The organism is Actinomadura sp. J1-007 (assembly GCF_009793335.1).
In the GTDB taxonomy this organism is placed as follows: domain Bacteria; phylum Actinomycetota; class Actinomycetes; order Streptosporangiales; family Streptosporangiaceae; genus Spirillospora; species Spirillospora yumaensis.
In genome coordinates, this window is record NZ_WING01000002.1 from 1237761 (window position 1) to 1263086 (window position 25326).

Annotated in this window: 21 protein-coding genes; 19 read left to right on the forward strand and 2 right to left on the reverse strand. The window is 75.5% G+C overall.

The features are described 5' to 3' along the window. Positions 1–2 precede the first annotated feature (2 nt). From GEV43_RS39555 to GEV43_RS39600, 10 genes are all read left to right on the forward strand, one after another. Positions 3–1346, forward strand: a complete 1344-nt coding sequence (locus tag GEV43_RS39555; protein WP_309240185.1) for an amidohydrolase family protein — start codon at positions 3–5, stop codon at positions 1344–1346. A 103-nt stretch (positions 1347–1449) separates the two neighbouring features. Continuing rightward, positions 1450–2130: a GntR family transcriptional regulator gene (locus GEV43_RS39560; RefSeq protein ID WP_160825740.1), complete on the forward strand. Its 681-nt coding sequence runs from the start codon at positions 1450–1452 to the stop codon at positions 2128–2130. Between the two features lie 103 nt (positions 2131–2233). Continuing rightward, positions 2234–4561: a xanthine dehydrogenase subunit D gene (gene pucD / locus GEV43_RS39565; RefSeq protein ID WP_160825741.1), complete on the forward strand. Its 2328-nt coding sequence runs from the start codon at positions 2234–2236 to the stop codon at positions 4559–4561. A gap of 117 nt (positions 4562–4678) precedes the next feature. After that, a complete protein-coding gene (locus tag GEV43_RS39570; protein WP_160825742.1) occupies positions 4679–5608 on the forward strand; it encodes an amidohydrolase family protein in 930 nt (309 codons plus the stop codon). Between the two features lie 166 nt (positions 5609–5774). Then, positions 5775–7190, forward strand: coding sequence for a nucleobase:cation symporter-2 family protein (locus GEV43_RS39575; RefSeq protein ID WP_206681591.1), 1416 nt, complete (start codon positions 5775–5777; stop codon positions 7188–7190). Further along, positions 7187–7816 (forward strand): UbiX family flavin prenyltransferase, encoded by a 630-nt coding sequence (locus GEV43_RS39580; protein ID WP_241684213.1) that lies wholly within the window; start codon positions 7187–7189, stop codon positions 7814–7816. The genes GEV43_RS39575 and GEV43_RS39580 overlap by 4 nt, the downstream gene beginning before the upstream one ends. Then, on the forward strand, positions 7813–9219 hold the full coding sequence (locus tag GEV43_RS39585; protein ID WP_160825744.1) for a UbiD family decarboxylase: 1407 nt from the start codon (positions 7813–7815) through the stop codon (positions 9217–9219). The genes GEV43_RS39580 and GEV43_RS39585 overlap by 4 nt, the downstream gene beginning before the upstream one ends. Before the next feature lies 1 nt (position 9220). Beyond that, positions 9221–10114, forward strand: a complete 894-nt coding sequence (locus tag GEV43_RS39590; RefSeq protein ID WP_160825745.1) for a xanthine dehydrogenase family protein subunit M — start codon at positions 9221–9223, stop codon at positions 10112–10114. Continuing rightward, complete coding sequence (locus GEV43_RS39595) at positions 10093–10578, forward strand: (2Fe-2S)-binding protein (RefSeq protein ID WP_160825746.1); 486 nt, start codon at positions 10093–10095, stop codon at positions 10576–10578. The genes GEV43_RS39590 and GEV43_RS39595 overlap by 22 nt, the downstream gene beginning before the upstream one ends. Before the next feature lie 29 nt (positions 10579–10607). Beyond that, positions 10608–12287: a PucR family transcriptional regulator gene (locus tag GEV43_RS39600; protein WP_160825747.1), complete on the forward strand. Its 1680-nt coding sequence runs from the start codon at positions 10608–10610 to the stop codon at positions 12285–12287. On the opposite strand, the gene GEV43_RS39605 is transcribed toward GEV43_RS39600, so the two are convergent. Together GEV43_RS39605 and GEV43_RS39610 are read right to left on the reverse strand one after the other, a co-directional pair. Continuing rightward, positions 12205–12852, reverse strand: coding sequence for a nucleoside monophosphate kinase (locus GEV43_RS39605; RefSeq protein WP_160825748.1), 648 nt, complete (start codon positions 12850–12852; stop codon positions 12205–12207). The genes GEV43_RS39600 and GEV43_RS39605 overlap by 83 nt on opposite strands. Positions 12853–12855: 3 nt before the next feature. Next, positions 12856–13410 (reverse strand): universal stress protein, encoded by a 555-nt coding sequence (locus GEV43_RS39610; protein ID WP_160825749.1) that lies wholly within the window; start codon positions 13408–13410, stop codon positions 12856–12858. A gap of 267 nt (positions 13411–13677) precedes the next feature. Between GEV43_RS39610 and corA the strand changes: the two genes are divergently transcribed. The 9 genes from corA (at position 13678) to GEV43_RS39655 (ending at position 25277) form a co-directional block, all read left to right on the forward strand. Continuing rightward, entirely contained in the window at positions 13678–14826 is a 1149-nt protein-coding gene (corA, locus tag GEV43_RS39615; RefSeq protein WP_160825750.1) for a magnesium/cobalt transporter CorA, read from the forward strand. A gap of 156 nt (positions 14827–14982) precedes the next feature. Next, positions 14983–16023, forward strand: coding sequence for a sigma-70 family RNA polymerase sigma factor (locus GEV43_RS39620; protein WP_160825751.1), 1041 nt, complete (start codon positions 14983–14985; stop codon positions 16021–16023). Positions 16024–16117: 94 nt separating this feature from the next. Next, positions 16118–16882, forward strand: coding sequence for a protocatechuate 3,4-dioxygenase subunit beta (gene pcaH, locus GEV43_RS39625; protein WP_175251004.1), 765 nt, complete (start codon positions 16118–16120; stop codon positions 16880–16882). 2 nt (positions 16883–16884) lie between these two features. Continuing rightward, a complete protein-coding gene (gene pcaG / locus GEV43_RS39630; RefSeq protein WP_160826126.1) occupies positions 16885–17454 on the forward strand; it encodes a protocatechuate 3,4-dioxygenase subunit alpha in 570 nt (189 codons plus the stop codon). Beyond that, positions 17441–18673 (forward strand): 3-carboxy-cis,cis-muconate cycloisomerase, encoded by a 1233-nt coding sequence (pcaB, locus tag GEV43_RS39635; RefSeq protein WP_241684214.1) that lies wholly within the window; start codon positions 17441–17443, stop codon positions 18671–18673. The genes pcaG and pcaB overlap by 14 nt, the downstream gene beginning before the upstream one ends. 13 nt (positions 18674–18686) lie before the next feature. After that, positions 18687–19871 carry a 3-oxoadipate enol-lactonase gene (gene pcaD / locus GEV43_RS39640; RefSeq protein ID WP_160825753.1) on the forward strand — a complete coding sequence of 395 codons (1185 nt, stop codon included), beginning with the start codon at positions 18687–18689 and terminating at the stop codon, positions 19869–19871. A gap of 36 nt (positions 19872–19907) precedes the next feature. Next, positions 19908–20699, forward strand: coding sequence for an IclR family transcriptional regulator (locus tag GEV43_RS39645; protein ID WP_160825754.1), 792 nt, complete (start codon positions 19908–19910; stop codon positions 20697–20699). A 68-nt stretch (positions 20700–20767) separates the two neighbouring features. Next, a complete protein-coding gene (locus tag GEV43_RS39650; RefSeq protein WP_160825755.1) occupies positions 20768–21925 on the forward strand; it encodes a 4-hydroxybenzoate 3-monooxygenase in 1158 nt (385 codons plus the stop codon). Between the two features lie 244 nt (positions 21926–22169). Then, positions 22170–25277, forward strand: a complete 3108-nt coding sequence (locus GEV43_RS39655; RefSeq protein ID WP_160825756.1) for an MMPL family transporter — start codon at positions 22170–22172, stop codon at positions 25275–25277. Positions 25278–25326: the final 49 nt, after the last annotated feature.

Consider the following 25326-nt stretch of genomic DNA (forward strand, 5'->3'; position numbering starts at 1 on the left):
ACGTGAGCAAGGCATCCCTGCTCGTCCGCGACGTGACCGTGTGGACCGGGGGCCGCTGGCTGCCCGGCCGGGACGTGCTCGTGCACGACGGCCGGGTGGTGAGCGTCCGGCCCCACGACCCGGCCCCGACGCCCGCCGAGGTGGTGGACGGCACCGGCGGGCACCTCGTCCCCGGCCTCGTCAACACCCACACCCACCTGCATCAGGCCCTCATGCGCGGCATCGCCGAGGGCGAGCCGCTCATCCGCTGGCTGCGGTACGTCGCGGAGGGGACGGTCGCGCTCACGCCCGAGCAGGCGTACGTGGCCGCCGCGGCGGCGTCCCTGGAGGCGCTGCGCAGCGGCACGACCGCGCTCGTCGAGCACATGTGGCCGCACCCGTCCCGCGCCGTGCACGACGCGGTCCTGCGGGCGCTGGACGACACGGGCGTCCGCGCCGTCGTGTGCAGGGGAGTGGCCGACCGGCCCGACACCACCCGCAAGTGGGGCTTCGAACCGCGCCTCATGGAGCCCCTCGACGACGTCCTCGCCCACGTGGACGAGCTGGCCGCCCGCACGGCCGGGTCCCGCGTCTCGATCGGGCTCGCCGTCCCGAACCCGCGCTCGCTCACGCCGGACGGCCTGCGGCGGGTCCGCGCGTTCGCCGAGGAGCGCGGCATGCCCGCCAGCATCCACCTGCTGGAGACCGGCACCGACGAGGACATGTGCCGCGAGCACGCGGGCGTCGGCGCCGTCGGCTACCTCGCGGACGCCGGGTTCCTCTGGGACCGGCTGCTCGCCGTGCACTGCTGCGAGCTCGACGCCGACGGGCGGCGCGCCCTGGCCGCGAACGGCGTCGGCGTCTCGTACAACCCGCTCAGCAACATGCGGCTCGGCAGCGGTGTCGCGCCCGTGCCGGAGATGCTGGAGGCCGGGATCCGCGTCGGCCTCGGCGTGGACGGCGCCGCCAGCAACGACACGCAGGACGCCCTGGAGACGATGCGCATGGGCGCGTACCTGCAACGGGCCGTGCGGGGACGGTCCGACCTGCTCGGGTTCGCGGACATGATCCGGCTCGCGACGACGGGCGCCAACGGCGTGGTCGGCCTGGAGGACCGCCCGGACGGCGTCGTGCCCGGCGTCCAGGCCGACCTGGTGCTGCTGCGCTTCGACCGCGACCTCGCCTGCGTGCCCGTCCACGACCCCGGCGCCACCCTGCTCACCACGGGCAGTTCCCGGACGGTCGACACGGTGCTCGTGGACGGCGAGGTGGTGATCGCGGACGGCCGCAGCACCCGGATGGACGAGAAGCGGCTCATCGCCCGCGCCGTCGCCGCGGCCCCGGCGCTCCACCTCCCGGACCTCTGACCCCCTGCCGGCGCCCGTCGACCCAAGATTGCATGTAATCCTGCCGAGAGCTCTAGGAAAGGGGGGCACATTGCATGTAACATTCGAGCGTGAGGTCATCGAGATGAGCACCGCCTACCGTTCGGTCAACAACGTGGCCCCCGGCAGCCTGCTCGCCGAGCGCGCCTACGACGAGCTGCGCGCCGCCATCCTGGAGAACCGGCTCCCGCCCGGCACCGCGATGAGCGTCCCGGCGCTCGCCGACCGGATGGGCATCAGCCGCAGCCCGGTCCGCGAGGCGGTGCAGCGGCTCATCCACGACGGCCTCGCCACCCACGTCCCCCACCGCGGCGCCGAGGTCAGCAGCGTCGACGTCGAGGACCTGCGCCAGCTCTACGTCGTCCGCGAGTCCCTGGAGGGACTCGCGGCGCGGCTGGCGACCGAGCGCCTCGACGTCGCCGCCCTGGCCGACCTGGAGGGGATCCTCGGCGACCACGCCCTCGTCCTCGCCGAGGGCGGCGACGAGGGGGCCCACATCCGCCAGGACATGCTCTTCCACCAGGCCATCCGCAACCTGTCCGGCAACGCGCACCTGATCGGCATCCTCGACCGGATCCAGGGCAAGGCCCACCTCGGCCTGCACTCGCTGTGGCGGCACCCGCACGCGCCGCGGCTCGCCCTGGAGGAGCACCGCGAGATCTACGACGCCATGTCCGCCGGCGACCCCGAGGCGGCCGAGCGGGCCGCGCGCAACCACGTGACGAGGCTCAGGGTCCGCCTCTCCCAGTCCGCCCCCCAACGTTGAGCCGCGGCGGGCCCGGCCCGCCGCGCCCCCCGACCGCCGCGTCGCGCCCCACGGCCGCGACCGCCGCGGGCCGACGACGTACGCGCTGCGGCGCGGAGGAAGGATGTCCGGCTTGAGCACCCTGATCACGCCCCGGCCGCCCCGCCCGACGCGGGTGAACGACGGGGTGGGCGCCAGCGCGGCCCGCCCGGACGGGGTCCCGAAGGTGCGCGGCGCCTTCGAGTACTCGTCCGACCTGAGCCGCGAGGGGATGCTGTGGGGCGCGACGCTGCGCTCGCCGCACCCGTGCGCCCGCGTCCTGCGGATCGACGCCGCGCGGGCGCTGGAGGTCCCCGGCGTCCACGCCGTCCTCACGCACGAGGACGTGCCCGGCAGCGGCACGTACGGGATGAAGGTGTCCGACCAGCCCGTGCTCGCGGGCGAGGCCGTCCGCTACCAGGGCGAGCCCGTCGCGGTCGTCGCGGCCGAGCACCCCGAGGCCGCGCGGCGGGCGCTGGAGCGGATCGCGGTGGACTACGAGGTCCGCGAGCCGCTCACCGACCCCGAGGCGGCGCTGGAGCCCGGCGCGCCGCTCGTGCACCCGGACGGCAACCTCGTCCGGCACGTGCGGATCAGGCACGGCGACGTCGCCGCCGCCCGGCCGCGCGCCGACGTCGTCTCCGCCGGGGAGTACGAGGTCGGGATGCAGGACCAGGCGTTCCTCGGCCCCGAGTCCGGGCTCGCCGTCCCGGACGGCGACGGCGGGATCGACCTGTACGTCTCGTCCCAGTGGCTGCACGAGGACCGACGGCAGGTCGCGGCGTCCCTCGGCCTGCCCGAGGAGCGCGTCCGGCTGACGATGTCGGGCGTCGGCGGGGCGTTCGGAGGGCGCGAGGACCTGTCGGTCCACATCCACGCCTGCCTGCTCGCGCTGCGCACCGGGCGCCCCGTGAAGATGGTCTACAACCGCGAGGAGTCGTTCTTCGGCCACGTCCACCGGCACCCGGCGCGGATGCGGATCGAGCACGGCGCGACGCGCGACGGCCGCATCGTCTACATGACCGCGCGCCTGCTGATGGACGGCGGCGCGTACACCTCGACGTCGCAGGTCGTCATCGCCAACGCCTGCTACTTCGCCGCCGGGGCGTACGAGGTGCCGAACGCCGAGATCGACGGCTGCGCGGTGTTCACCAACAACCCGCCGTGCGGAGCGATGCGCGGGTTCGGGGCCGTCCAGTCCTGCTACGCCGTCGAGTCCAACATGGACCGCCTCGCCCGCGACCTCGGCCTCGACCCGGTCGAGCTGCGCGTCCGCAACGCCATGACGACCGGCACGGTTCTGCCGACCGGGCAGGCGGTGGACGGCCCCGCGCCGGTCGCCGAGCTGCTGCGGCGGCTGGAGGCGATGCCGCTGCCGCCCGAGCCGGGCCACCACCGCGACCCGCGCGCCTGGCCCGGCGGGCTCGGCGGCGTGACGCGCGGCGAGGGGCTGCGGCGCGGCGTCGGGTACGCCGTCGGCGTCAAGGCGATCGGCTACTCCGGCGGCGTCGAGGACGTCTGCACCGCCCGCGTCACCCTCGGCGTCCGCGACGGGCGGCCCCGGGCCGAGGCGTACTGCGCGGCGTCCGAGTGCGGGCAGGGCGTGGTGACCGTCCAGGCGCAGGTCGTCCGGACCGAGCTCGGCGTCGCCGACGTCGAGGTGCGCAACGCCGACACCCTCATCGGCGACTCCGGCTCGTCGTCGGCGTCGCGGCAGACCTGGATGACCGCGGGCGCGGTGCAGGGCGCGTGCCGGGCCGTACGGGCGAACGTGCTCGAACGCGCCGCCGCGCTCCTCGGCGAGGACGCCGGACGGCTCGCGCTGGACGGCGGCGCCGTCGTCCGCGCGGACTCGGGCGAGACCGCGGTGACGCTGCCGGAGCTGCTGGCGGGCGGGGAGGTCGCGGAGACCTTCGTGTACCGGCACCGGCCGACGCGGCGGATCGACCCCGAGACCGGGCAGGGCGACGCGCACATCGCGTTCGCGTTCGCCGCGCACCGCGCCGTCGTCGAGGTCGACACCGACCTCGGGCTCGTCCGGGTCGTCGAGCTGGCGGTGTGCGAGGACGTCGGCAAGGCGATCAACCCGCGCGCCGTCGAGGGGCAGATCGAGGGCGGCAGCGCGCAGGGCCTCGGGCTCGCGCTGATGGAGGAGGTGCAGGTGAGCGGCGGCGTCGTCCGCAACCCCTCGTTCACCGACTACCTCATCCCGACGATCCTCGACATGCCGCCGGTGCGGATCGACCTGCTCGAACTCCCGCACCCCGACTCGCCGTACGGCCTGAACGGCGTCGGCGAGCCGCCCACCCTCTCGTCCACCCCGGCCATCGCGAACGCGCTGCGCGCCGCGACCGGGCTGGACCTCCCCCGCGTCCCCGTGCGTCCCGGGCAGCTCGCCGGGCTGGAGGGGTGAGCACTCCCTGACCTGGCGTAGGTACGGCCCCGCGCGGTGAGCGGCCGGGCCGTGGCCGGCCACAGAACGCTCCACTGCCGAACACCCGGCAGCGTCCGTGGCAGAAAGGTCATCAGCGTGATCATCGACACCCACATGCACCCGACCAACATCGTGGACCAGGCGTGGCGCCACGACGGGTCGCCGTTCACCGGCGAGCGCACCATCGAGATGATGGACGGCCCGTACATGATCAACGGGAAGCCGCGCCGCATCGACTACGGCTGCATCATGCCCCCGCCCGGCAACTCGGTGTGGCAGGACGGGATGCGCACCGGCCGCGAGGGCATCCGCGACTACATGGCGTACATCACCGAGCTGGTCCAGCGGTACCCGGACCGGTTCATCGGGAACTTCATGTACAACCCGCGCTTCGGGCCGGAGAACGGCGCGAAGGAGCTGGAGTTCCACGTCAAGGAGTACGGCTACAAGATGGTCAAGCTCCACGCCAACATGCACGCCTACCGCCCGGACCGGGCCCTGGACTGGCTGCGGCCCGTCCTGCGGGTCTGCGACGAGCTCGGCCTCGTGGTGCTGATCCACACCGGCGACGGGCCGTACTCGATCCCGACGCAGTTCTACCCGATCATCCGCGAGTTCAAGGACGTCAACTTCATCCTCGCGCACTTCGGCGTGCAGACCGGCGGGGTGTACTGCTTCGAGGCGCTCTACATGATCCTCGACAGCCCCAACGTGTACGGCGAGTCCGGCTGGCTGCTCCAGTCGCGGATCGTGGAGTTCGCGCAGCAGATGGAGAAGCACCAGCTCGTGTTCGGCACCGACTCCCCGCCGAACGAGCCCGGCATGTGGGCGCGCGAGCTGGAGGTCCTGTGCGGGCCGCCCCCGCAGGGCATGCACCTGTCGGAGGACGACCTGGAGGGCTACCTCGGCAACAACATGGCCAAGCTCCTCGGGCTGAAGCCGACGCCGCCGCCGCGCACGCCGGAGGAGGCGCAGGCGCGCCTCACCGACACCTACGCGGGCGTCGGCGCGGTCACCGCGGGCTAGCGGCACGGCCCGGCCGGGCGCCTCGGGGGGCGCCCGGCCGGGCGACGGCGCCGGGCCGGGCGGGGGAGTCCGGCCGGGCGCCAGGGGGTTCATCACGGGGGCCTCGCCGGGCGCAGGGGTGGCGCGCTCCGCGAGGTGCTGGGCAGATGCCTGGAGGTGGCCAGACGTGTCCGATACGTCCGGCAGAGAAAAGTCCCTGTCTCCGCAGTCCCGACAGTCCCACCAGTCCCACCGGTCCCCGCCGTCCGCCGCCGGCCCGGCCGCCCCGCGGCATCCGGTCGACGCGGTCCCGCCGCTCGGCAGGCTGGTCCCGCTCGGCGTCCAGCACGTGCTGGTGATGTACGCCAGCACCATCGCGGTGCCGCTCATCGTCGCGGCCGGGCTCGGGCTGCCCGCCCGCGACGTGGTCGCCCTCGTGGCCGCCGACCTGCTGCTGTGCGGGATCGGCACGCTGCTCCAGTCGGCCGGCGTGTGGCGGGTCGGCGCGCGGCTGCCGCTGGTGATCGGCGCCGCCTACAACGGCGTGGTGCCGATGGTGCTGATCGGCACCGAGTACGGAATCCCGGTGATGTACGGCTCGATCGTGCTCGCCGGCGTCTTCATGGTCGCGTTCGCGCCGCTGTTCGGGCGGCTGCTGCGGTTCTTCCCGCCGGTCGTGGTCGGCACCACGATCACGCTGATCGGGATCACGCTGGTCCCGGCCGGCGCGCGGATGATCTTCGGCGGGAAGCCCGGCGACGCCGGGTTCGGCGCCCCGTCCGGGATCGCGCTCGGCGGCCTCACCCTGCTGGTGGTCGTGCTGCTCTACCGGTTCCTGCCGCCGCTGCTCGGCCAGCTCGCGATCCTCGCGGGCATGGTCCTGGTGACGGCCGTGGCGCTGCTCACCGGCCAGGCCGACTTCGGCGGGGTCGGGCACGGCGCCGTCGCGAGCGCGCCCGAGCCGTTCCACTTCGGGTACCCGTCGTTCGACGCCGTCGCGTGCCTGTCGCTCGTCCTCATCCAGTTCGTGCTGATGGTGGAGACGTCCGGGCAGGTCCTCGCGGTCGGGGAGGCGGTCGAGCGGCCCGCGTCCCGGCGCGACGTGATCGCCGCGCTCCGCGCCGACGGCGTGGTCAGCACGCTCGGCGGGGTCTTCCAGTCGTTCATGTACATCACCTTCACCCAGAACATCGGCGTGGTGACCCTCACCCGGGTCCGCAGCCGGTGGGTGACCGCTGCGGCCGGGGCGATCCTCGTGCTGATGAGCGTGTTCCCGGTGTTCGGCCGGGTCGTGGCGTCGGTGCCGAAGCCGGTGCTCGGCGGCGCGACCCTCGCCATGTTCGCGACCGTCGCGGTCGTCGGGCTGCGCATCCTCGCGGACGTGCGGCGCGACACCGCCAACCTGGTGATCGTCGCGGTGTCGCTCGCGGTCGGGCTCGTCCCGATGGCCGTGCCCGGCGCGTACGACCAGCTGCCGCAGTCGGCGCGGATGTTCCTCGACAGCGGCGTCGCCGTCGGGACCCTCGCCGCCGTCCTGCTCAACCTGCTGTTCCACCACCTGCCATGGCCGCGCTGGGAGCGGCCCGAGGAGGAGACGATTTGACGTCCACACGCCCGCGGCTGGTCGTCGGGATCTCGGGGTCCAGCGCCCCGCAGTACGGCATCGCCCTGCTGGAGGCGCTGCGCAAGCTCGGCACCGTCGAGACGCACCTGGTCGTGTCGGCGGGGGCCCGCCGCACCGTCGAGCTGGAGGCGCGGCGGGACCCCGACGAGGTGTGCGCGCTCGCCGACGTGGTCCACGACTCCCGCGACCTGGCCGCGGCCGTGTCGTCCGGCTCGTTCCTGACGCTCGGCATGGCGGTCGTGCCGTGCTCGATGAAGACCCTGGCCGCCGTCGCGCACGGCTTCTCGGGCGACCTGCTCGCCCGCGCCGCCGACGTGACGCTGAAGGAGCGGCGGCGGCTGGTCCTCGTGACCCGCGAGACGCCGCTCGGCCTCGTCCACCTGCGGAACATGACCGCGGTCACCGAGGCGGGCGCGGTGGTCCTGCCGCCCGTCCCCGGCTTCTACGCCCGGCCGCGCACGATCGACGACCTGATCGCGCACACGGTCGGGAAGGTGCTCGACCAGTTCGGGATCGAGCACCACCTGTTCCGGCGGTGGGACGGGCCGCCGGACGACGCCCCGGACGCGCCCGCCGCGCGGACCCCCGAGGAGGAGACCCTGTGACGACCCTGTCCGAACGCCAGGACCTGCACGTGTGGCTGGCGGAGCATACGGCGCGCTCGCCCGGCGACGTGCTCGTCGTGGACGACGAGCTGTCGGCCGAGGAGGACGTGACGGCGCTGGCGTTCGCGCTGGCGGCGCGCGGCCGCGACGAGATGGTCCGCTGCCCGAAGGTCGCGGGGCTCGGCGTGGAGCTGGTGACGAACGTGTTCGCGTCCCGGGCGCGGATCGCGTCGCTGTTCGGCACCGACCAGGCCGGGCTGCACGCCGCCTACCAGGAACGGTCCCGCCGGGCGTGCGAGCCCGAGGCCGTCCCGGACGGCCCGGTCCTCGCCGAGGTGCTGACCGGCGCGGACGCCGACCTGGCGGCGGTCCCGATGATCCGGCACTTCGCGTCCGACCTCGGCCGCTACATCACCAGCGGCATCGTCGTCGCCGAGGACCCGGACGGCGACGCGGGAACGGGCACGGGAGCGGGAGCGGGCGCGGGCAACCTCAGCTACCACCGCGCGACGCCGCACGCGCCGCACGAGCTGGCACTCAGCCTGCACTCGCGCGGCGACCTGTGGCGGCTGCTGAACCGCGCCCGCGACCTCGGCCGGCCGCTGCCCGTCGCGATGGTGGTCGGCGGGCACCCGCTGTTCATGCTGGCGGCGTCCGCGCGGGTCGGGCCCGGCGTGGACGAGCGGGCGATCGCGGGCGGGCTGTTCGGCGAGCCGCTCCAGGTCGTCCGGACGCCGCGGCACGGCATCCGCGTCCCGGCGACCGCCGAGTACGTCATCGAGGGCGTGATCGACCCGGGCGACCGCGCGCCGGAGGGGCCGTTCGGCGAGTTCTCCGGGTACTCCTCGCACCGTTCGACCAACAACGTGCTGCGCGTCGAGACGATCTGCCGGCGCCGCGACCCCGTCCTGCTGGACGTCGTCGCGGGCAACTCCGCCGAGCACCTCAACCTCGCGCGGATCCCCCGGGAGTCGGAGATGGCCGAGCAGCTCGCCGCCCGCTTCCCCGACGTGACCGCGCTGCACTACCCGAACTCCGGCACGCACTTCCACGCGTACGTGGCGCTGCGGCAGCGCCGCCCCGGCCAGGCCCGCCAGGTGATGCTGGGCCTGCTCGGCTGGGACCCGTACCTGAAGACGGTGGTCGCCGTGGACGACGACGTGGACGTCACCGACGACGCCGCCGTCCTGTGGGCGCTCGCCGCCCACTTCCAGCCGCACGCCGACCTGTTCGTCGTGGACGGGCTGCCCGGCAGCCCGCTCGACCCGTCGTCCGGGACGGACGGCACGACCTCGCGGATGGGCCTGGACGCCACGCGGGGCCCCGGGTTCGACGGCGAGCCGATCGAGCTGAGCGCGCGCGCCCGCGACCGGGCCGCCCGCCTCCTCGCGAAAGGAGCCTGACGTGGAGCACCTGCGACCCGAGAGCTGGGCCGAGGCCCTCGCCCTCCGCGCCGAACGTCCCGACGCCCTGCCCGTCGCGGGCGGGACCGACGTCATGGTCGAGCTGAACTTCGACCGCGCCCGGCCGCCCGCGCTGCTCGACCTGTCCCGCGTGCCCGAGCTGACCGGGTGGGAGCGCGACGGCGGCCACATCCGGCTGGGCGCCGCCGAGCCGTACACCCGGATCGTCAACCGGCTGGGCGGCCCGCTGCCGGGCCTCGCCGCCGCGTCCCGCACGGTCGGGTCGCCGCAGATCCGCAACCGCGGCTCGGTCGGCGGCAACCTCGGCTCGGCCTCGCCCGCCGGCGACGCGCACCCGCCGCTGCTCGCGTCCGGCGCGACCGTCGAGGCGGCCTCGGTCCGCGGCACGCGCGACATCCCCGCGGACGCGTTCTTCACCGGCGTGAAGCGCAACGCGCTGGAGCCGGACGAGCTGATCGCGGCGGTGCGCGTGCCGGTGGCGCGGGGGCCGCAGCGGTTCGCCAAGATCGGCACCCGGAACGCGATGGTGATCGCCGTGTGCTCGTTCGCGCTGGCGCTCGACGTGGAGGCGCGGACCGCCGGGACCGGCGTCGGCTCCGCCGCGCCGACCCCGCGCCGCGCGGCCGAGGCCGAGCGGTTCCTCGCGGGGGAGCTGGAGGCGGGCGGCCACTGGGAGTCGCGCGCCGCCCTGCCCGCGGCCCTGGCCCGCGAGTTCGGCGCGCTCGTCGCGGACGCCGCCGCGCCCATCGACGACGTCCGGGGGACCGCGCAGTACCGGCGGCACGCCCTCGCCGTCATCGCCCGCCGCACGCTCACCTGGGCGTGGGCCGAACTTCGGAAGGAGACCACCGGATGCGGATGTCATGCCATGTGAACGGCGAGGAGCGCGCCGCCGACGACGTGCGGGCGCAGGAGAGCCTGCTGTTCGTCCTGCGCGAGCGGCTCGGCCTGCCGGGCAGCAAGAACGCCTGCGAGCAGGGCGAGTGCGGGTCGTGCACGGTCTACCTCGACGGCGTGCCGGCCTGCGCGTGCCTGGTCCCGGCGGGGCAGGCGGACGGCCGCAACGTCGTCACGGTCGAGGGGCTCGGCGACGACGGCGACCTGGACCTCGTGCAGCGGGCGTTCGTGGACGCGGGCGCGGTGCAGTGCGGGTTCTGCACGCCGGGGTTCGTGGTCGCCGCGCACGACCTGGTCCGCAAGGGGTACGCGCCGACCGACGAGGACATCCGGGAGGCGCTCGCCGGGAACCTGTGCCGCTGCACCGGCTACGAGAAGATCCTTGACGCGGTCCGGCTGGCCGCCGCACGGTGGTGGTCGCACGAGGCCGCGGGCGGGTGACGGCCGGGGCCGGGGAGCCGGGAGGTGCCATGGGCGGGCCGGGCCGCGGGACCGGGGCCGGGAGCGGGGCCGGGCCGACGCTGCGGCGGCTGGCGGGCGCGCCGGACCTCGGGCTGCGGGTGCTGGCGGGCGCGGACCTGCTGGACCGTCCCGTCCGGTGGGTGTTCACGACGGACCTGCGCGACCCGGGCCGCTACCTGGCCGGCGGGGAGCTGGTGCTGACCGGGCTGATGTGGCGGCGGGGCGCCGCGGACTCGGAGGAGTTCGTGGCGGCCGTCGCCCGGCGCGGCGCGGTCGGGCTCGCCGCGGGCGCCGCCGCGCTCGGGCAGGTGCCGTCCGACGTGGTGGACGCCTGCGAGCGGCACCGGCTGCCGCTGCTGGAGGTCCCGGCGGACGTGTCGTTCGCGACGCTGACGCGGCGGGTGATGACCGGCCGGTGGGGGGAGCCCGCCGACCGGCGCGGCGCCCTGCTCGCGGCGGTCGCCGCGGGCGAGCCGCCGCTGGACCTGGTGGCGGCGGAGCTGGACCGGCCGTGCTGGATCGTCGGGCCGACGGGCCGCGTGCTCGCGGGCGCGGGCGAGGTGCCCGCGGGCGAGCTGGCCGGGCTGTTCCACCGGGGCGGCGGCCGGGCCCGGCGCGCCCGCGCGGAGGGGCGGACGTTCGGGCTGGCGCCGCTCGTGGTCCTGCCCCGTTCCCCGGCGGCGTGCTTCCTCGCGGTGGAGGACGCCGGGGACGCCGACCTCGGCGGCGTCGCGGCGGACCTGGCGGCGGCCGTCGGCCTGGAGGCCGCCCGCCGCGGCGGCCGGGACCAGGCGCCCGCGCCGTCCGGACGGCTCGTGCGGGGCCTGCTGACCGACGACCGCTCGCCGCGCGAGATCGCGGACCTGCTCGCGGACCTGGACCTCGGCGGCGGGGACGTCCCGGTCGCCGTGGCCGTGTCGGTCGCGGGCGGCGGCGACGGCCACGCGGTCGCCGCGTACCTGGTCACCGACACGGCCGGGGGCCCGGCGGCGGTGGCCGAGTGGCAGGACGAGACGCTCGCGCTCGTACGGCTGGACGCCGAGGGGCGCGCCGCGCTGCCCGCGCGCCTGCGTTCGGCGGCGCGGCTCCTCGCCGCCGCGCTGCCGGGCCGCCGGATCGCGGCCGGGGTGAGCGGCACCGCCTCCAGCGGCCTCGGCCCGCGCGAGGCCCTCCAGGAGGCGCGCAACGCGCGGCGGCTCGCCGCGCTCGCCCCCGGCCCCGCCGCCGTCACCTCCGGCGACGACGTCGACTCGGTGGACCTGCTGATCGCGTCGATGCCGCGCGGCATCCGGCGGCGGTTCAGGGACGGGCTGATCGGCGAGCTGGAGGCGTACGACGCGCGGCACGGGGCCGGCCTCACCGCGACGCTGTCCGCGTTCCTCGCCCGCTCGGGCTCGTGGCAGCGCTGCGCGGCCGACCTGCACGTCCACGTCAACACGGTGCGGTACCGGCTGCGCCGCGTGGAGGAGCTGACCGGACGGGACCTGTCCCGCTTCCCCGACCGCGTGGACCTCTACCTGGCACTGCGCCTCGCCGAGTGGGAACGCCCCCGGCCTGACCCGCGCCGCGCACGCGCCCCGTCCCCGCCCCCGCCCTCTACGGACGTCAGCCCTCGTACGGGGGAAGGGACAGGTGGCCCCGGATCTTCCGCTGGACGGTGGCGATCTCGTCGCGGGCGTCCACGGTGAACACGTACTCCTTGCGCGCGAACAGCTCGATCACCGGGTCGGTCTTCTCGTGGTAGAGGCGGAGCCGCTCGGCGAGGGCCTCCTCGGTGCCGTCCTCGCGGATCACCAGGTCGCCGCCGCACGCGTCGCAGCGGCCCTCGCGCTTCGGACGGTGCGCGATGAGGTTGTAGTCGAGGCCGCAGCGCGAGCACAGCCGCCGCGCGAGGACCCGGCGGCGCACCTCGGCGTCGGGCAGGTCGAGGTGGATCACGCCGTCGAGGTCGTAGCTCTCCAGGAAGAACTCGGCCTGCCGCCGGTTGCGCGGGAAGCCGTCCACGACGAACCCGTAGTTCCAGTCGTGCTGCTCCAGCCGCTCGCGGACGACCCGTTCGACCAGGTCGTCGCCCACCAGCTCGCCGGCCGCCATGGTCCTGCGGACCTGGGCCCCGAGCTTGGTGTGGTTCTGCACGTGCCAGCGGAAGATGTCGCCGACGCTGATGTGCACCAGGTCGAGGTCGCGGGCGAGCAGCAGCGCCTGGGTGCCCTTGCCGCTGCCCTGCGCGCCGACGATCACGTATTTGCGCATCGTCTACTTTGGCATGCGCAGCCGCCAGCCGAGCCGGCGGAAGCGGGGTCTGTCCTGCTCGGGCGCGGCGTCGCCGCGCGCGGCGAGCGACTCCAGCAGCGAGTCCAGCGAGGGCGGGCGCACGCACACGAGCGTCGCGCGGGACCGGCGGGCGCAGTGCAGCCGCACCGACGGCCTGATCATGCGCGACACCGGGCCGCGGCTGCCGTGCCCGACGACCAGGATGTCGTCGTCGCCCGCGAGCCTGACCAAAGTCGCGCCGGGTTCGCCGACCAGCGCGAGCGCGGTCAGGTCGACGCCGGGCGGCGGCCCGTCGCAGACCTCGGCGAGCAGGCGCGCGATCAGCTCGGCCCCCGCGCCGCGCAGCGCCTCGGTGATGCCGCAGCCGAGCTGCCCGGCCGCCGAGACGTGCGGCGGCAGCGGCGCGGCGTGGGCGACGAGCATCGGCAGCCCCCGCAGCCGGGACTCGCCGATGCCCCAGGAGAGGGCGCAGCGCGCCCCGGCGGAGTCGTCGACCCCCACGACGACCCGGGGTCCGCCCTCCGGTCTCGCGATCACTTTCCCTCCAGGGGTACGGGCCGCGGATGATGTGCACTCCAGGGTGCAGGCATACCCGTTCTGGCGGAAGTGTTTCGCGCCGGGGAATGCCGGGTTTCCCGAAGGTGTCAGCCCCGTACGCGGGAATCGTTGCTGTCAACGCACGCGGGCGGGGTCGGCAGCGCACGGCGAACGGGGCTGGAGCGCGTGCGCGAGCGCCCGGGGAGGCGTCCCCCGAGCCGGGATCTTTGCCGTTTTCGTGGGAAGGCCCCCTGGGGGAGGTCGCCGATGGCTGAACGGAGGGCACGGGCCCTGCGCCCGCTGAAGCGCATGGCGGGACGCGGCAGGACCGTGGAGTACGCGCCGGAGCGCTCGATGGACCCGCGCGCCGAGGACGAGCCCCGCCCCCCGGCGGGCGGAGGGGTCGTGGACGCCGCCGTCTACGTGGACGGCGTGCGCAAGCACTCCCCGGAGAGCCTCGCCGAGACGTACCGCTGCCTGCGCGACACCGAGCGCGGCATGGCGTGGATCGGGCTGTACCGGCCGGACGAGGCGCAGCTCATGTCGCTCGCCGACGAGTTCGGGCTGCACGAGCTGGCCGTCGAGGACGCGATCGTCGCCCACCAGCGCCCGAAGCTCGAACGCTACGGCGACACGCTCTTCGTCGTCCTGCGCGCGGCCCGGTACCTGGACGAGGACGAGGAGGTCGACTTCGGCGAGCTGCACGTGTTCCTCGGCGAGGACTTCGTGCTCACCGTGCGGCACAGCGAGTCGCCCGACCTGTCGCACGTCCGGCGCAGGCTGGAAAGCACCCCCGAGCTGCTGGCGCGCGGCCCGGAGGCGGTGCTGTACGCGATCCTCGACGCCGTGGTCGACCGGTACGCGCCCGTGGTCGCGGGCCTCCAGAACGACATCGACGAGATCGAGACCGAGGTGTTCCGGGGCGACCCCGACGTGTCGCGGCGGATCTACGAGCTGTCGCGGGAGGTCATCGAGTTCCAGCGGGCGACCCGTCCGCTCGGCTCGATCCTCGGCGCGCTGTCGGCGGGCTTCGACAAGTACGGCGTGGACGAGGAGATGCGGCGCTTCCTGCGCGACGTCGCCGACCACGCCACCACCGCCGTCGAGCGGGTGGACGGGTTCCGGCAGAACCTCCAGGACATCCTGACCGTCAACGCGACCCTCGTCGGGCAGGCGCAGAACGAGGAGATGAAGAACCTCACCGAGGCCAGCTACGCCCAGAACGAGGAGGTCAAGAAGATCTCCGCGTGGGCCGCGATCCTGTTCGCCCCGACCCTGATCGGGACGATCTACGGGATGAACTTCGACCACATGCCCGAGCTGCACTGGCTCCTCGGCTACCCGTTCGCCCTCGTGCTCATGGCGCTGGTCTGCCTGGTCCTCCACACCGTCTTCAAGCGCCGCGACTGGCTCTGAGCCTCCCGGACGGGATGGCCGGAGCCGCCGTGATCATGCAGGTCAGCGCCTAGGATGTGGCTTCCGGCCCGTTCTGTCGGTGGGGTCGCCTACGGTCGGCACCGACGGACCGGCTCCGCGCCGCTCCGCCCTGCCGCCCAGCGAAGGTGACGACCAATGGCCAACAGCACCATCGACCAGGACCACGACTTCCAGGACCACGACTTCCAGAGCCTCGCCGACCCCTACCGGCGCGAGCTGCTGGCCCACTGCTACCGGATGCTCGGCTCCATCCACGACGCCGAGGACCTGGTGCAGGAGACCTACCTGCGCGCCTGGCGGTCGTACGGCGGCTTCGAGGGGCGCTCCTCGCTGCGCACCTGGCTCTACCGCATCGCGACCAACGTGTGCCTGACCGCGATCGACCAGCGCGGCAACCGGCCCATGCCCTCCGGGCTCGGCGCGCCGAGCGACGAGCCCGAGCGGCCCGTGGTCGCCTCACCCGAGGTGCCCTGGCTGGAGCCCGTCCCCGACACGGTGATCGGCGCCGACGCCGCCGACCCGGCCACCATCGTGGCGTCCCGGGAGTCCACCCGGCTGGCGTTCGTCGCCGCCCTCCAGCACCTGCCGCCCAACCAGCGCGTCGTGCTGATCCTGCGCGACGTCCTGAAGTGGAAGGCGGCCGAGGTCGCCGAGCTGATGGAGACCAGCACGGCGTCGGTCAACAGCGCGCTCCAGCGGGCACGGGCGCAGCTCCAGCAGGCCGCCCCCGAGCGCGACGCCCTCGTCGAGCCGACCGACCCCGGCCAGCGCGAGCTGCTCGACCGGTACGCGCGGGCGTTCGAGCGCGCCGACATCGAGGCGCTGGTCGAGCTGTTCAAGAAGGACGCGGTCTGGGAGATGCCGCCGTTCCCCGAGTGGTTCGTCGGCGCCGAGACCATCGTGCGGCTCATCGGCGCCCAGTGCGGCCCGACCCCCGGCGAGCTGCGCATGGTCCCGACCGCCGCCAACGGGCAGCCCGCCTTCGCGATGTACCGGCGGGGCGACGACGGCGTGCACCGGGCGTTCCAGCTCCAGGTCGTGGCGGTCACCTCGGAGGGCATCGCGCAGGTCTCGGCGTTCTTCGACACGCGCCTGTTCGGCCACTTCGGGCTGCCCGAGGAGCTCCCGGCCGAGGCGCCCGGGGACGTGCCCGGGGAGGTGCCCGCCGGCGCCTGACCGCGCTCGCTCCCCCTTCTTTCCGCTGAGTGGAAGCCCGGGGCTTCCACCGGCCGCGACCGCTGCCAGGGTGGGGGCAGCGGCAGGACAGCGCATGGAGCGCCCCGGCCGCGCCGCCGACCCCGGGGCCCGGCACCGCCGCTCCCGTCCCGGACGGGGCGCGGCGAGCGCGGCCAGCGAGAAGGGAACCTGGCATGACCCACCCCCGTACCTGTATCCCGGCTACGCCAGCACGGTGCTGCGGGCGCCCGCCCGGGAGCCGGTCATGCCGAAGCTCGGCCCCGACAGCGTCGAGCTGGCCTCCCCGGTCTTCGGGCACGCCGAGCTCGGCCCCCTCGACGCCGACCTGACCCGGCGGCACGCGGGCGAGCCGCTCGGCGAGCGGATCATCGTGACCGGGCGGCTGCTGGACGGCTCGGGCCGCCCCGTCCGCGGCGCGCTGGTCGAGGTGTGGCAGGCGAACGCGGCGGGCCGGTACGCGCACGGCGGCGACCAGCACCCCGCGCCGCTCGACCCCAACTTCACCGGCGCGGGCCGCTGCCTGACCGACGACGAGGGCCGCTACCGGTTCGTCACCATCAAGCCCGGCGCGTACCCGTGGCGCAACCACCACAACGCCTGGCGCCCGGCGCACATCCACTTCTCGGTGTTCGGCACGGCGTTCACCCAGCGCCTCGTCACCCAGATGTACTTCCCGGGCGACCCGCTGTTCGCGCACGACCCGATCATGCGGTCGATCCCCGAGCAGAAGGACCGCGACCTGCTCGTCTCCCGCTTCGACCTCGACACCACCGAGCCCGAGTGGGCGCTCGGCTACCAGTGGGACATCGTGCTCGGCGACACCCCGATGGAGGCGTGACGATGACGTCCCCCAACCCGGCCCCGGCCCCCGCGCCGACCCCGTCCCAGACGGTCGGCCCGTTCTTCGGCTACGCGCTGCCCTACGAGGGCGGGCCCGAGGTGGTCCCCTCGTGGCGCCCCGGAGCGGTCCGCGTCCACGGCCAGGTGCTCGACGGGGCGGGCGTGACCGTCCCGGACGCGCTCGTGGAGATCTGGCAGGCCGACGAGCACGGCGCGATCCCGCGCCGCGAGGGCGGCCTGCGCCGCGGCGGGCGCGGCTTCTCGGGCTTCGGCCGGTGCGGCACCGACCCGGCCGGACGCTACTGGTTCGACACCGTCAAGCCCGGCGCGACCGGCGGCTCCGCCCCGTACATCGCCGTCCTGGTCTTCGCGCGCGGCCTGCTCAAGCCGGTCTTCACCCGGCTGTACTTCCCCGAGGACGCCGCCGCCCACGAGAGCGACCCGGTGCTCGCGGACGTCCCGGCCTCCCGCAGGGACACCCTGATCGCGGAGCGTGAGGGCGACGGGGCGTACCGTTTCGATGTCCACCTCCAAGGCGAACGGGAGACGGTGTTCTTTGGGTACTACTGACCGTTCCCCGGACGGCCCGCGAGACGCCGCGGACCCGGCGGACGGCCCGGCCCCGGCGGACGCCGCCGACGTCGGGCTTCTGTCGCCCGTCCGCGCGGGGACGGCCGCCGCGGCCGCCACCGGCGACGCCGCCTGGCTCCAGGCCATGCTGGACGCCGAGGCCGCGCTGGCCCGCGCGCAGGCGCGCCTCGGGATCGTCCCGGACGACGCCGCGCGCGCGATCACCGGGGCCGCCCGCGCCGACCGGTTCGACCTGGCCGGGCTGGCGCGCCGCGCCCGCGGCGCCGGCAACCCCGTGGTGCCGCTGGTCGCCGACCTGCGCGGCCTCGCCGGCGCGGCGGGCGAGCACGTCCACCGGGGCGCGACCAGCCAGGACATCGTCGACACCGGCGCCATGCTCGTCGCGGCCCGGACCAGGCGCGCCGCCCTCGCCCCGCTCGACCGGGCACTGGACGCGCTGGCCGGGCTCGCGGCGGAGCACCGCGACACGCCGATGGCGGGCCGCACCCTCGGCCGCCAGGCGATGCCGACCACGTTCGGGGCCAAGGCCGCGGGCTGGCTCGTCGGCCTGCTCGACGCCCGCGCCGCCCTCGCCGCCGTCGCGCTCCCGGTCCAGCTCGGCGGGGCCGCCGGCACCCTCGACGCGTACGGCGACCGGGCGCTCGACCTGGTCGCCGCGTACGCCGCGGAGACCGGCCTCGCCCAGCCCGCGCTGCCCTGGCACACCCGCCGCACGCCCGTCGCCGCGCTCGGCTCGGCGCTCGCGCTCGTCGCCGGGGCCCTCGGCCGGATCGCCTCCGACGTCGTCGTGCTCGCGCAGAGCGAGGTCGACGAGGTCGCCGAGCCCGCCGCGCCCGGCCGGGGCGGCTCGTCGGCCATGCCGCACAAGCGCAACCCCGCGCTCGCCGCCATGATCCGGTCGGCGGCGCTCCAGGTCCCCGCGTACGCGCAGGTCCTGCTCGCCGCGCAGGCCGCCCCGTACGAACGGCCCGCGGGGGAGTGGCACGCCGAGTGGCAGCCGCTCCGCGAGTGCCTGCGCCTCACCGGCGGCGCCGCCGAGACCGCCGCCGAGCTGCTGGACGGGCTGGAGGTCCGCCCCGCCCGGATGCGGGCGCACCTGGACGACCTGCTCGGCGTCCTCCCCGAGGGCGTCGGCGTCGGGGCCGCGCCCGAGCTCGTCGACCGGGCGCTCGCCGCGTACGCGAGGGCCCGCGCATGAAGGGGGCCCGCGCATGAACCTGCACCACCGCCTCGACGGCCCGGACGGCGCGCCCGTCCTCGTCCTCGGGCCGTCCCTCGGCACCACGCTCGACCTGTGGGCGCCGCAGCTCCCCGCGCTCGGCGGATGGCGCACGCTCCGCTACGACCTGCCCGGCCACGGCGGGTCGCCCGCGCCCGGCGCGCCGTTCACCGTCGAGGACCTCGCGGACGCGGTCGCCGCGCTCCTGGACCGGTACGGCATCGCACGGGCCGCCTACGCCGGGGTCTCCCTCGGCGGCGCCGTCGGCACGGCGCTCGCCCTCGCCCATCCGGCGCGCGTCGCGAGCCTCGTGCTGTGCTGCACCTCGCCGCGCTTCGGACCGCCCGAGCCCTGGCTCGAACGCGCCGCGCTCGTCCGCCGCGAGGGCACCGGGCCGGTGGCCGACTCCGCGGCGCAGCGCTGGTTCACGCCGGCGTTCGGCGGCGCCGCGCCCTACGTCGCCATGCTCCGCGCGGCCGACCCCGAGGGCTACGCGGCCTGCTGCGAGGCCCTCGCCCGGTTCGACGCCACCGAACGCCTCGCGGAGATCGAGGCACCGACGCTGGTCGTCGCCGGGGCCGAGGACGGCCCGACCCCGCCGCGCGGCCACGCCGACGTCCTCGCCGGGACGATCCCCGGCGCGGGGCTGCTCGTCGTCCAGAACGCCGGCCATCTCGCCAACGTCGAACGCCCCGGCCCCGTGACCGGCGCCCTCACCGCGCATCTGGACCGCACCTGGAAGGGACTCCGCCCGATGGACCCGGCCCCCGCGGGCGCCGCCCCCGCCGACCCGCCCCTCACCGACGACGAGCGGCGGCACGCGGCCGGCATGGCCGTCCGCCGCGAGGTGCTGGGCGACGCGCACGTGGACGGCGCGGTGGCCCGCACCACCGGGTTCACCGCCGACTTCCAGGACCTCATCACCCGGTACGCGTGGGGCGAGATCTGGACCCGCCCCGGCCTCGACCGCCGGACGCGCAGCTGCGTCACGCTGACCGCCATGGTCGCCGGCGGCCACCTGGACGAGCTGGCCATGCACGTCCGCGCCGCGCTGCGCAACGGCCTGACCAGGGACGAGATCAAGGAGGTCCTGCTCCAGACCGCGGTGTACTGCGGGGTCCCCGCCGCCAACTCGGCGTTCGCCGTCGCCCAGCGGGTACTGGCGGAAGAGGGATAGCGGGGGACCCCGCGCGGGGCCGGGACCGGGGAGACGATGGCTGACAGGGCTCGGCCGCCGAGCGTGGCGGGCAAGGTGATGGCGATCCTCGACGCGTTCGCCACCGGGGCCGGGCGCCCCAACCTCAGCGAGATCTGCCGCCGCGCCGGGCTGCCGCTCGCGACCGGCCACCGCCTCGTCGGCGAGCTGGTCGCCGGCGGGTTCCTCGAACGGGTCCCGGACGGCACGTACCGCATCGGGACCCGGCTGTGGCGCATCGGCAGCCAGGCCCCGGCCGTCACCGGGCTGCGGGAGCTGGCGCTGCCGCACATGGAGGACCTGTACGAGGCGACCCACGACAACGTGCAGCTCGCCGTCCTGCGCGACGGCCGGGCGCTGTTCGTCGAGCGGCTGCGCGGGACGCGCTCGGTGCCGGTCCTCACCCAGGTCGGCGCGGCGCTGCCGCTGCACGCGACCGGGGCGGGCAAGGTGCTGCTCGCGTTCGCGCCCGAGCCCGTCCGCGAGCGGATCATCGAGGAGGGGCTCGCCCGGCACTCCGCCCGGACGATCACCGACCCGGACGAGCTGCGCCGCTCGCTGGAGCGGGTGCGCCGCACCGGCCACGCGGTCACCCGCGACGAGATGACGCTCGGCGCGGCGTCCGTCGCCGTCCCGGTGCACGACGCCGACGGGGCGGTGGCCGCCGCGCTGTCGCTGGTCGCGCGCTCCCGGAGCGCCGACGTGCGGCGGCTGCTGCCGCCGCTCACCACCGCCGCCCGCGCGCTCTCCCGGGACGTCGCGGCACACTGGCGGGGCGGGCCTTCCGCCCAGCGGAACGCCGGGGCCTGAGCCTGCGGCGACGCCCGGAATGATTCCCCGGCCGGGACGTCCCCCGGCGACGAGAGGTAGGAGGCGTGATGCGTACCCAGGTCGCGATCATCGGCGGAGGGCCGGCCGGGCTGCTGCTCTCCCACCTGCTGCACCGCCGGGGCATCGCCTCGGTGGTCCTGGAGAGCCGCGACCGGGCGTACGTCGAGCGGCGCCAGCGCGCGGGGATGCTGGAGCAGGGCACGACCGACGTGCTGCGCGAGAGCGGGGCGGGGGAGCGGCTCGACCGGGAGGGCCTCGTCCACCACGGTCTGGAGCTGCGGTTCGGCGGCGCGGGGCACCGGATCCCGCTGACCGAGCTGACCGGCCGCACCGTCACCGTGTACGCGCAGACCGAGATCGTCAAGGACCTCGTCGCCCGGCGGCTGGAGGACGGCGGCGACGTGCGGTTCGAGGCCCGGGCCGTGGAGATCGACCCGGCCGCCGCGACGGTGACGTACCGGCAGGGCGGGCGGACGCGCACGCTCGAAGCCGACTACGTCGCCGGAACCGACGGGTTCCACGGCGTCAGCCGCCCCGCCGTGCCGGGCGTGCGGACGTTCTCGCGCGAGTACCCGTTCGCGTGGCTCGGGGTCCTCGCCGACGTCCCGCCGTCCACCGACGAGCTGATCTACGCCCACCACGACCGGGGCTTCGCCCTGCACAGCCTGCGCTCGCCGAAGGTCAGCCGGCTCTACCTCCAGGTCGCGCCGGACGAGGACCTCGCCGCCTGGCCCGACGCGCGCATCTGGGACGAGCTGGCCGCCCGGTTCGCGACCGGCGGCGGCTGGGAGCTGCGCCAGGGCCCGATCACCGACCGGTCGATCACGCCGATGCGCAGCTTCGTGGCCGAGCCGCTGCGGCACGACCGGCTGTTCCTGGCCGGGGACGCCGCGCACATCGTCCCGCCGACCGGCGCGAAGGGCCTCAACCTGGCCGTCTCCGACGTGACCGTCCTCGCCCGCGCCTTCGCCGAACGCTACGCGTCGGGCTCCGAGACCCTGCTCGACGGCTACTCGGAGACGTGCCTGCGGCGCGTGTGGAGGGCCGAGCACTTCTCGTACTGGATGACGACGCTCCTGCACGCCGACCCGCACGCCGACGACTTCGCGCGCAGGCTCCAGCGCTCGCATCTCGACTACGTGGCGTCCTCCCGGGCCGCCGCGACGTCGCTCGCCGAGAACTACGTCGGCCTGCCCCTCCCGTAGCCGTCCGCGCCCAGGGGCGCCGCGCCCGAGGAGGGCACGACGGTCCGCCGGGAAGGGGGCACGGCGGGCCGCCGCGCTGACGCCACCATGCCCGCCGAGCGCGCGTCCAAAATCAACGCGCGGTACGACCTCGTTCCGCGGGTGAGATGCACATCACGTAAATTGGCAGCCCCTGTAATTTTGCGTGGTGTGCAAGTTCGTTCTACGGTGGAGGGCACACGCCGGCGTCGATGGGAATCCACTCTTGGCCACGTTCCTCTACCGGCTCGGCCGGTTCTCCTTCCGGAGGCGCGGGCTCGTCGCCCTGCTCTGGGTGGGGCTGCTCGTGCTGTTCGCCGTCGGCGCCGCCACCCTCAAGGGGCCGACCTCCAACGACTTCTCGATCCCCGGCACCGAGTCCCAGAAGGCGATCGACCTGCTGAAGGACCGGATGCCGCAGGCGTCCGCCGACGGGGCGACCGCCCGCGTCGTGTTCGCCGCGCCCGCGGGCCGCACCCTCACCGAGCCGTCCGCCAAGGCCGCGGTCGAACGGGTCGTCGGCGCGCTCAAGTCAGCGCCGCAGGTCGCGAGCGCCGTCGACCCGTACGGCGCGAAATCCGTCTCGCCGGACGGCCGGATCGCCTACACCCAGGTCACCTACAAGGTGTCGCCGATCGACGTGACCGGCGCGTCCCGCGACGCCCTCGCCGCCGCGGCGGAGCCCGGCCGCGCCGCCGGGCTCGCGGTCGAGATGGGCGGCAGCGCGACGCAGACGATGCCGGAGCAGAGCGCGACCGAGGTCATCGGCGTGGCGGTCGCCGCGGTGGTGCTGGTCGTCACGTTCGGCTCGCTCGTCGCGGCCGGGCTGCCGCTGCTGAACGCCCTGCTCGGGGTGGGCATCGCGATGGCGGCGATCACGGCCGCGACCGGGCTGTTCGAGATGAGCTCGACCACCTCCACGCTGGCGCTGATGCTCGGGCTCGCCGTCGCGATCGACTACGCGCTGTTCATCGTCTCCCGCTACCGGCACGAGCTGGAGGAGGGCCGCGAGGGCGAGGAGGCGGCGGGCCGGGCGGTCGGCACCGCCGGGTCCGCCGTGGTGTTCGCCGGGCTCACCGTCGTCATCGCCCTCGCGGGCCTCGCGGTCGTCGGCATCCCGCTGCTCACCGAGATGGGCCTCGCCGCCGCGGGCGCCGTCGTCGTCGCCGTCCTCATCGCGCTCAGCCTGCTCCCCGCGCTGCTCGGCTTCGCCGGGCGCAGGGTGCTCGGCGGCTGGATCCCCGGCCTGCGCGGCGGGCGCGCGAAGCCGGGCGGCGGCCCGCGGGCGGGGGAGCGGTGGGCCCGGTTCGTCGTCCGGCGTCCGCTGCCGGTGCTGCTGGTCGCCGTCGCCGGCATGGGCGTGGTCGCCGCGCCCGCCCTCGACCTGCGGCTCGGCCTGCCCGGCGACGAGATCGCCTCCCCCGACACCACCCAGCGCAAGGCGTACGACCTGCTCGACAAGGGCTTCGGCCCCGGCTTCAACGGGCCCCTCACGGTCGTCGTGGACGCCGGGGAGGGCGGCCGGGCGCGGGACGCCGCGGGGCGGTTCGCCGGCGAGGTCGAGGGCCTCGGGGACGTCGCCGCCGTCACCCCGCCCGTCGTGAACGGCCGGGGCGACACCGCGATGCTGAGCGTCGTGCCGAAGAGCGGGCCGAGCAGCGAGGCGACCGAGGACCTCGTGTCGGCCATCCGCGACCGGGGCGACGCGCTGGCGACGGCCACCGGGGCGCGCGCCATGGTCACCGGGCCGACCGCGATGAACATCGACGTGTCGGCCAAGCTCGGGCAGGCGCTGCCGCCCTACCTCGCGGTCGTCGTCGGGCTGGCGTTCGTCCTGCTGACGCTGGTGTTCCGGTCGCTGCTGGTGCCGCTGAAGGCGACCCTCGGGTTCCTGCTCACGGTCGCCGCGACGTTCGGCGCGGTCGTCGCGGTGTTCCAGTGGGGCTGGCTCGCCGGCCCGCTCGGCGTGCGGGAGACCGGGCCGATCATGAGCATGATGCCGATCTTCATGATCGGGGTGGTGTTCGGCCTCGCGATGGACTACCAGGTGTTCCTGGTCACCCGGATGCGCGAGGAGCACGTGCACGGCGCCGGGCCGAAGGAGGCGGTGGCCGTCGGGTTCCGGCACGGCGCCCGGGTGGTCTCCGCGGCCGCCGTCATCATGATCGCGGTGTTCGCCGGGTTCGTCGCCTCGGACGAGTCGATGATCAAGATGATGGGGTTCGCGCTGGCCGCCGGCGTGGCGTTCGACGCGTTCGTGGTCAGGATGACGATCGTGCCCGCCGTGATGGCCCTGTTCGGGCGGGCCGCCTGGTGGCTGCCACGATGGCTGGCGAGGATCGTGCCGAACGTGGACGTCGAGGGCGAGGGGCTGCGGCGCCCTCCGGCCGGCGGCGCGGGCGGGACGGGAGGAAGCTGGAGGCCACCCGCACCTGAACGACGCACCGGGCCGCCCCGCACGGGCGCGGGGCGGCCCGCACGGCTCCCGACCGCCGGGGGCCGACCACCCGAAGGACCGCGCATGAAGCTCCCCCAGCCGCCGGAACGGCTCAGGCGACCCGCCCGCCCGGGCGGCGGCCCGCCGGGCGGGCGGCCGCGCCCGGTCCGGGAGCTGGTGCTGATCGCCGTGCTGTTCGGCGTCTACAAGCTCGGCCGCCTCGCCGCATCGGGCCGGGTCGGCGAGGCGTTCTCCAACGCCCGCGGCGTCTGGGACCTGGAGCGGCGCCTGCGGCTGCCGAACGAGGCGGTCGTCCAGCACGCCCTGCTGCACAGCCGCGTGCTGGTCCACGCCGCCGACTCCTACTACGCCTACGTGCACTTCCCGGCGACCGCCGCGTTCCTGATCTGGATCTACCTGCGCCGGCCCGCGCACTACCGGTGGGTCCGGCGGGTCGTGGTGGCGCTGACGGCCGGCGGGCTCGTGCTGCACCTGCTCGTCCCGCTGGCGCCGCCGCGGATGCTCGCGGTCACCGGCCTGGTCGACACCGGCGCGAAGTACGGCCCGGCGGTGTACGGCGCGCCGCAGACCGACACGGTCTCCAACCAGTACGCCGCGATGCCGTCCCTGCACATCGGCTGGGCCGCCGTCGTCGCCGTCGGCCTCGTCGTCGCGACCCGCACGCGGTGGCGCTGGCTGTGGCTGGCGCACCCGGCCCTCACCACGGCCGTGGTGGTGGGCACCGCCAACCACTACTGGCTGGACGGTGCGGTCGTCGCGGTCCTGCTCGCGACGGTCCTCGCGGTCGTCCGCCCCCCGGCCCGCGCGGCGCTCGCGCTCGGGTCGCGGCGCGTCGCGGTCGCGGCGGGCCCGATGAGGACGGCGCGCCGCGAGTGACCGCGCTTCGAGCGCGGGCGGCCGCGCTCACGGCGCGGGCGACACGGCG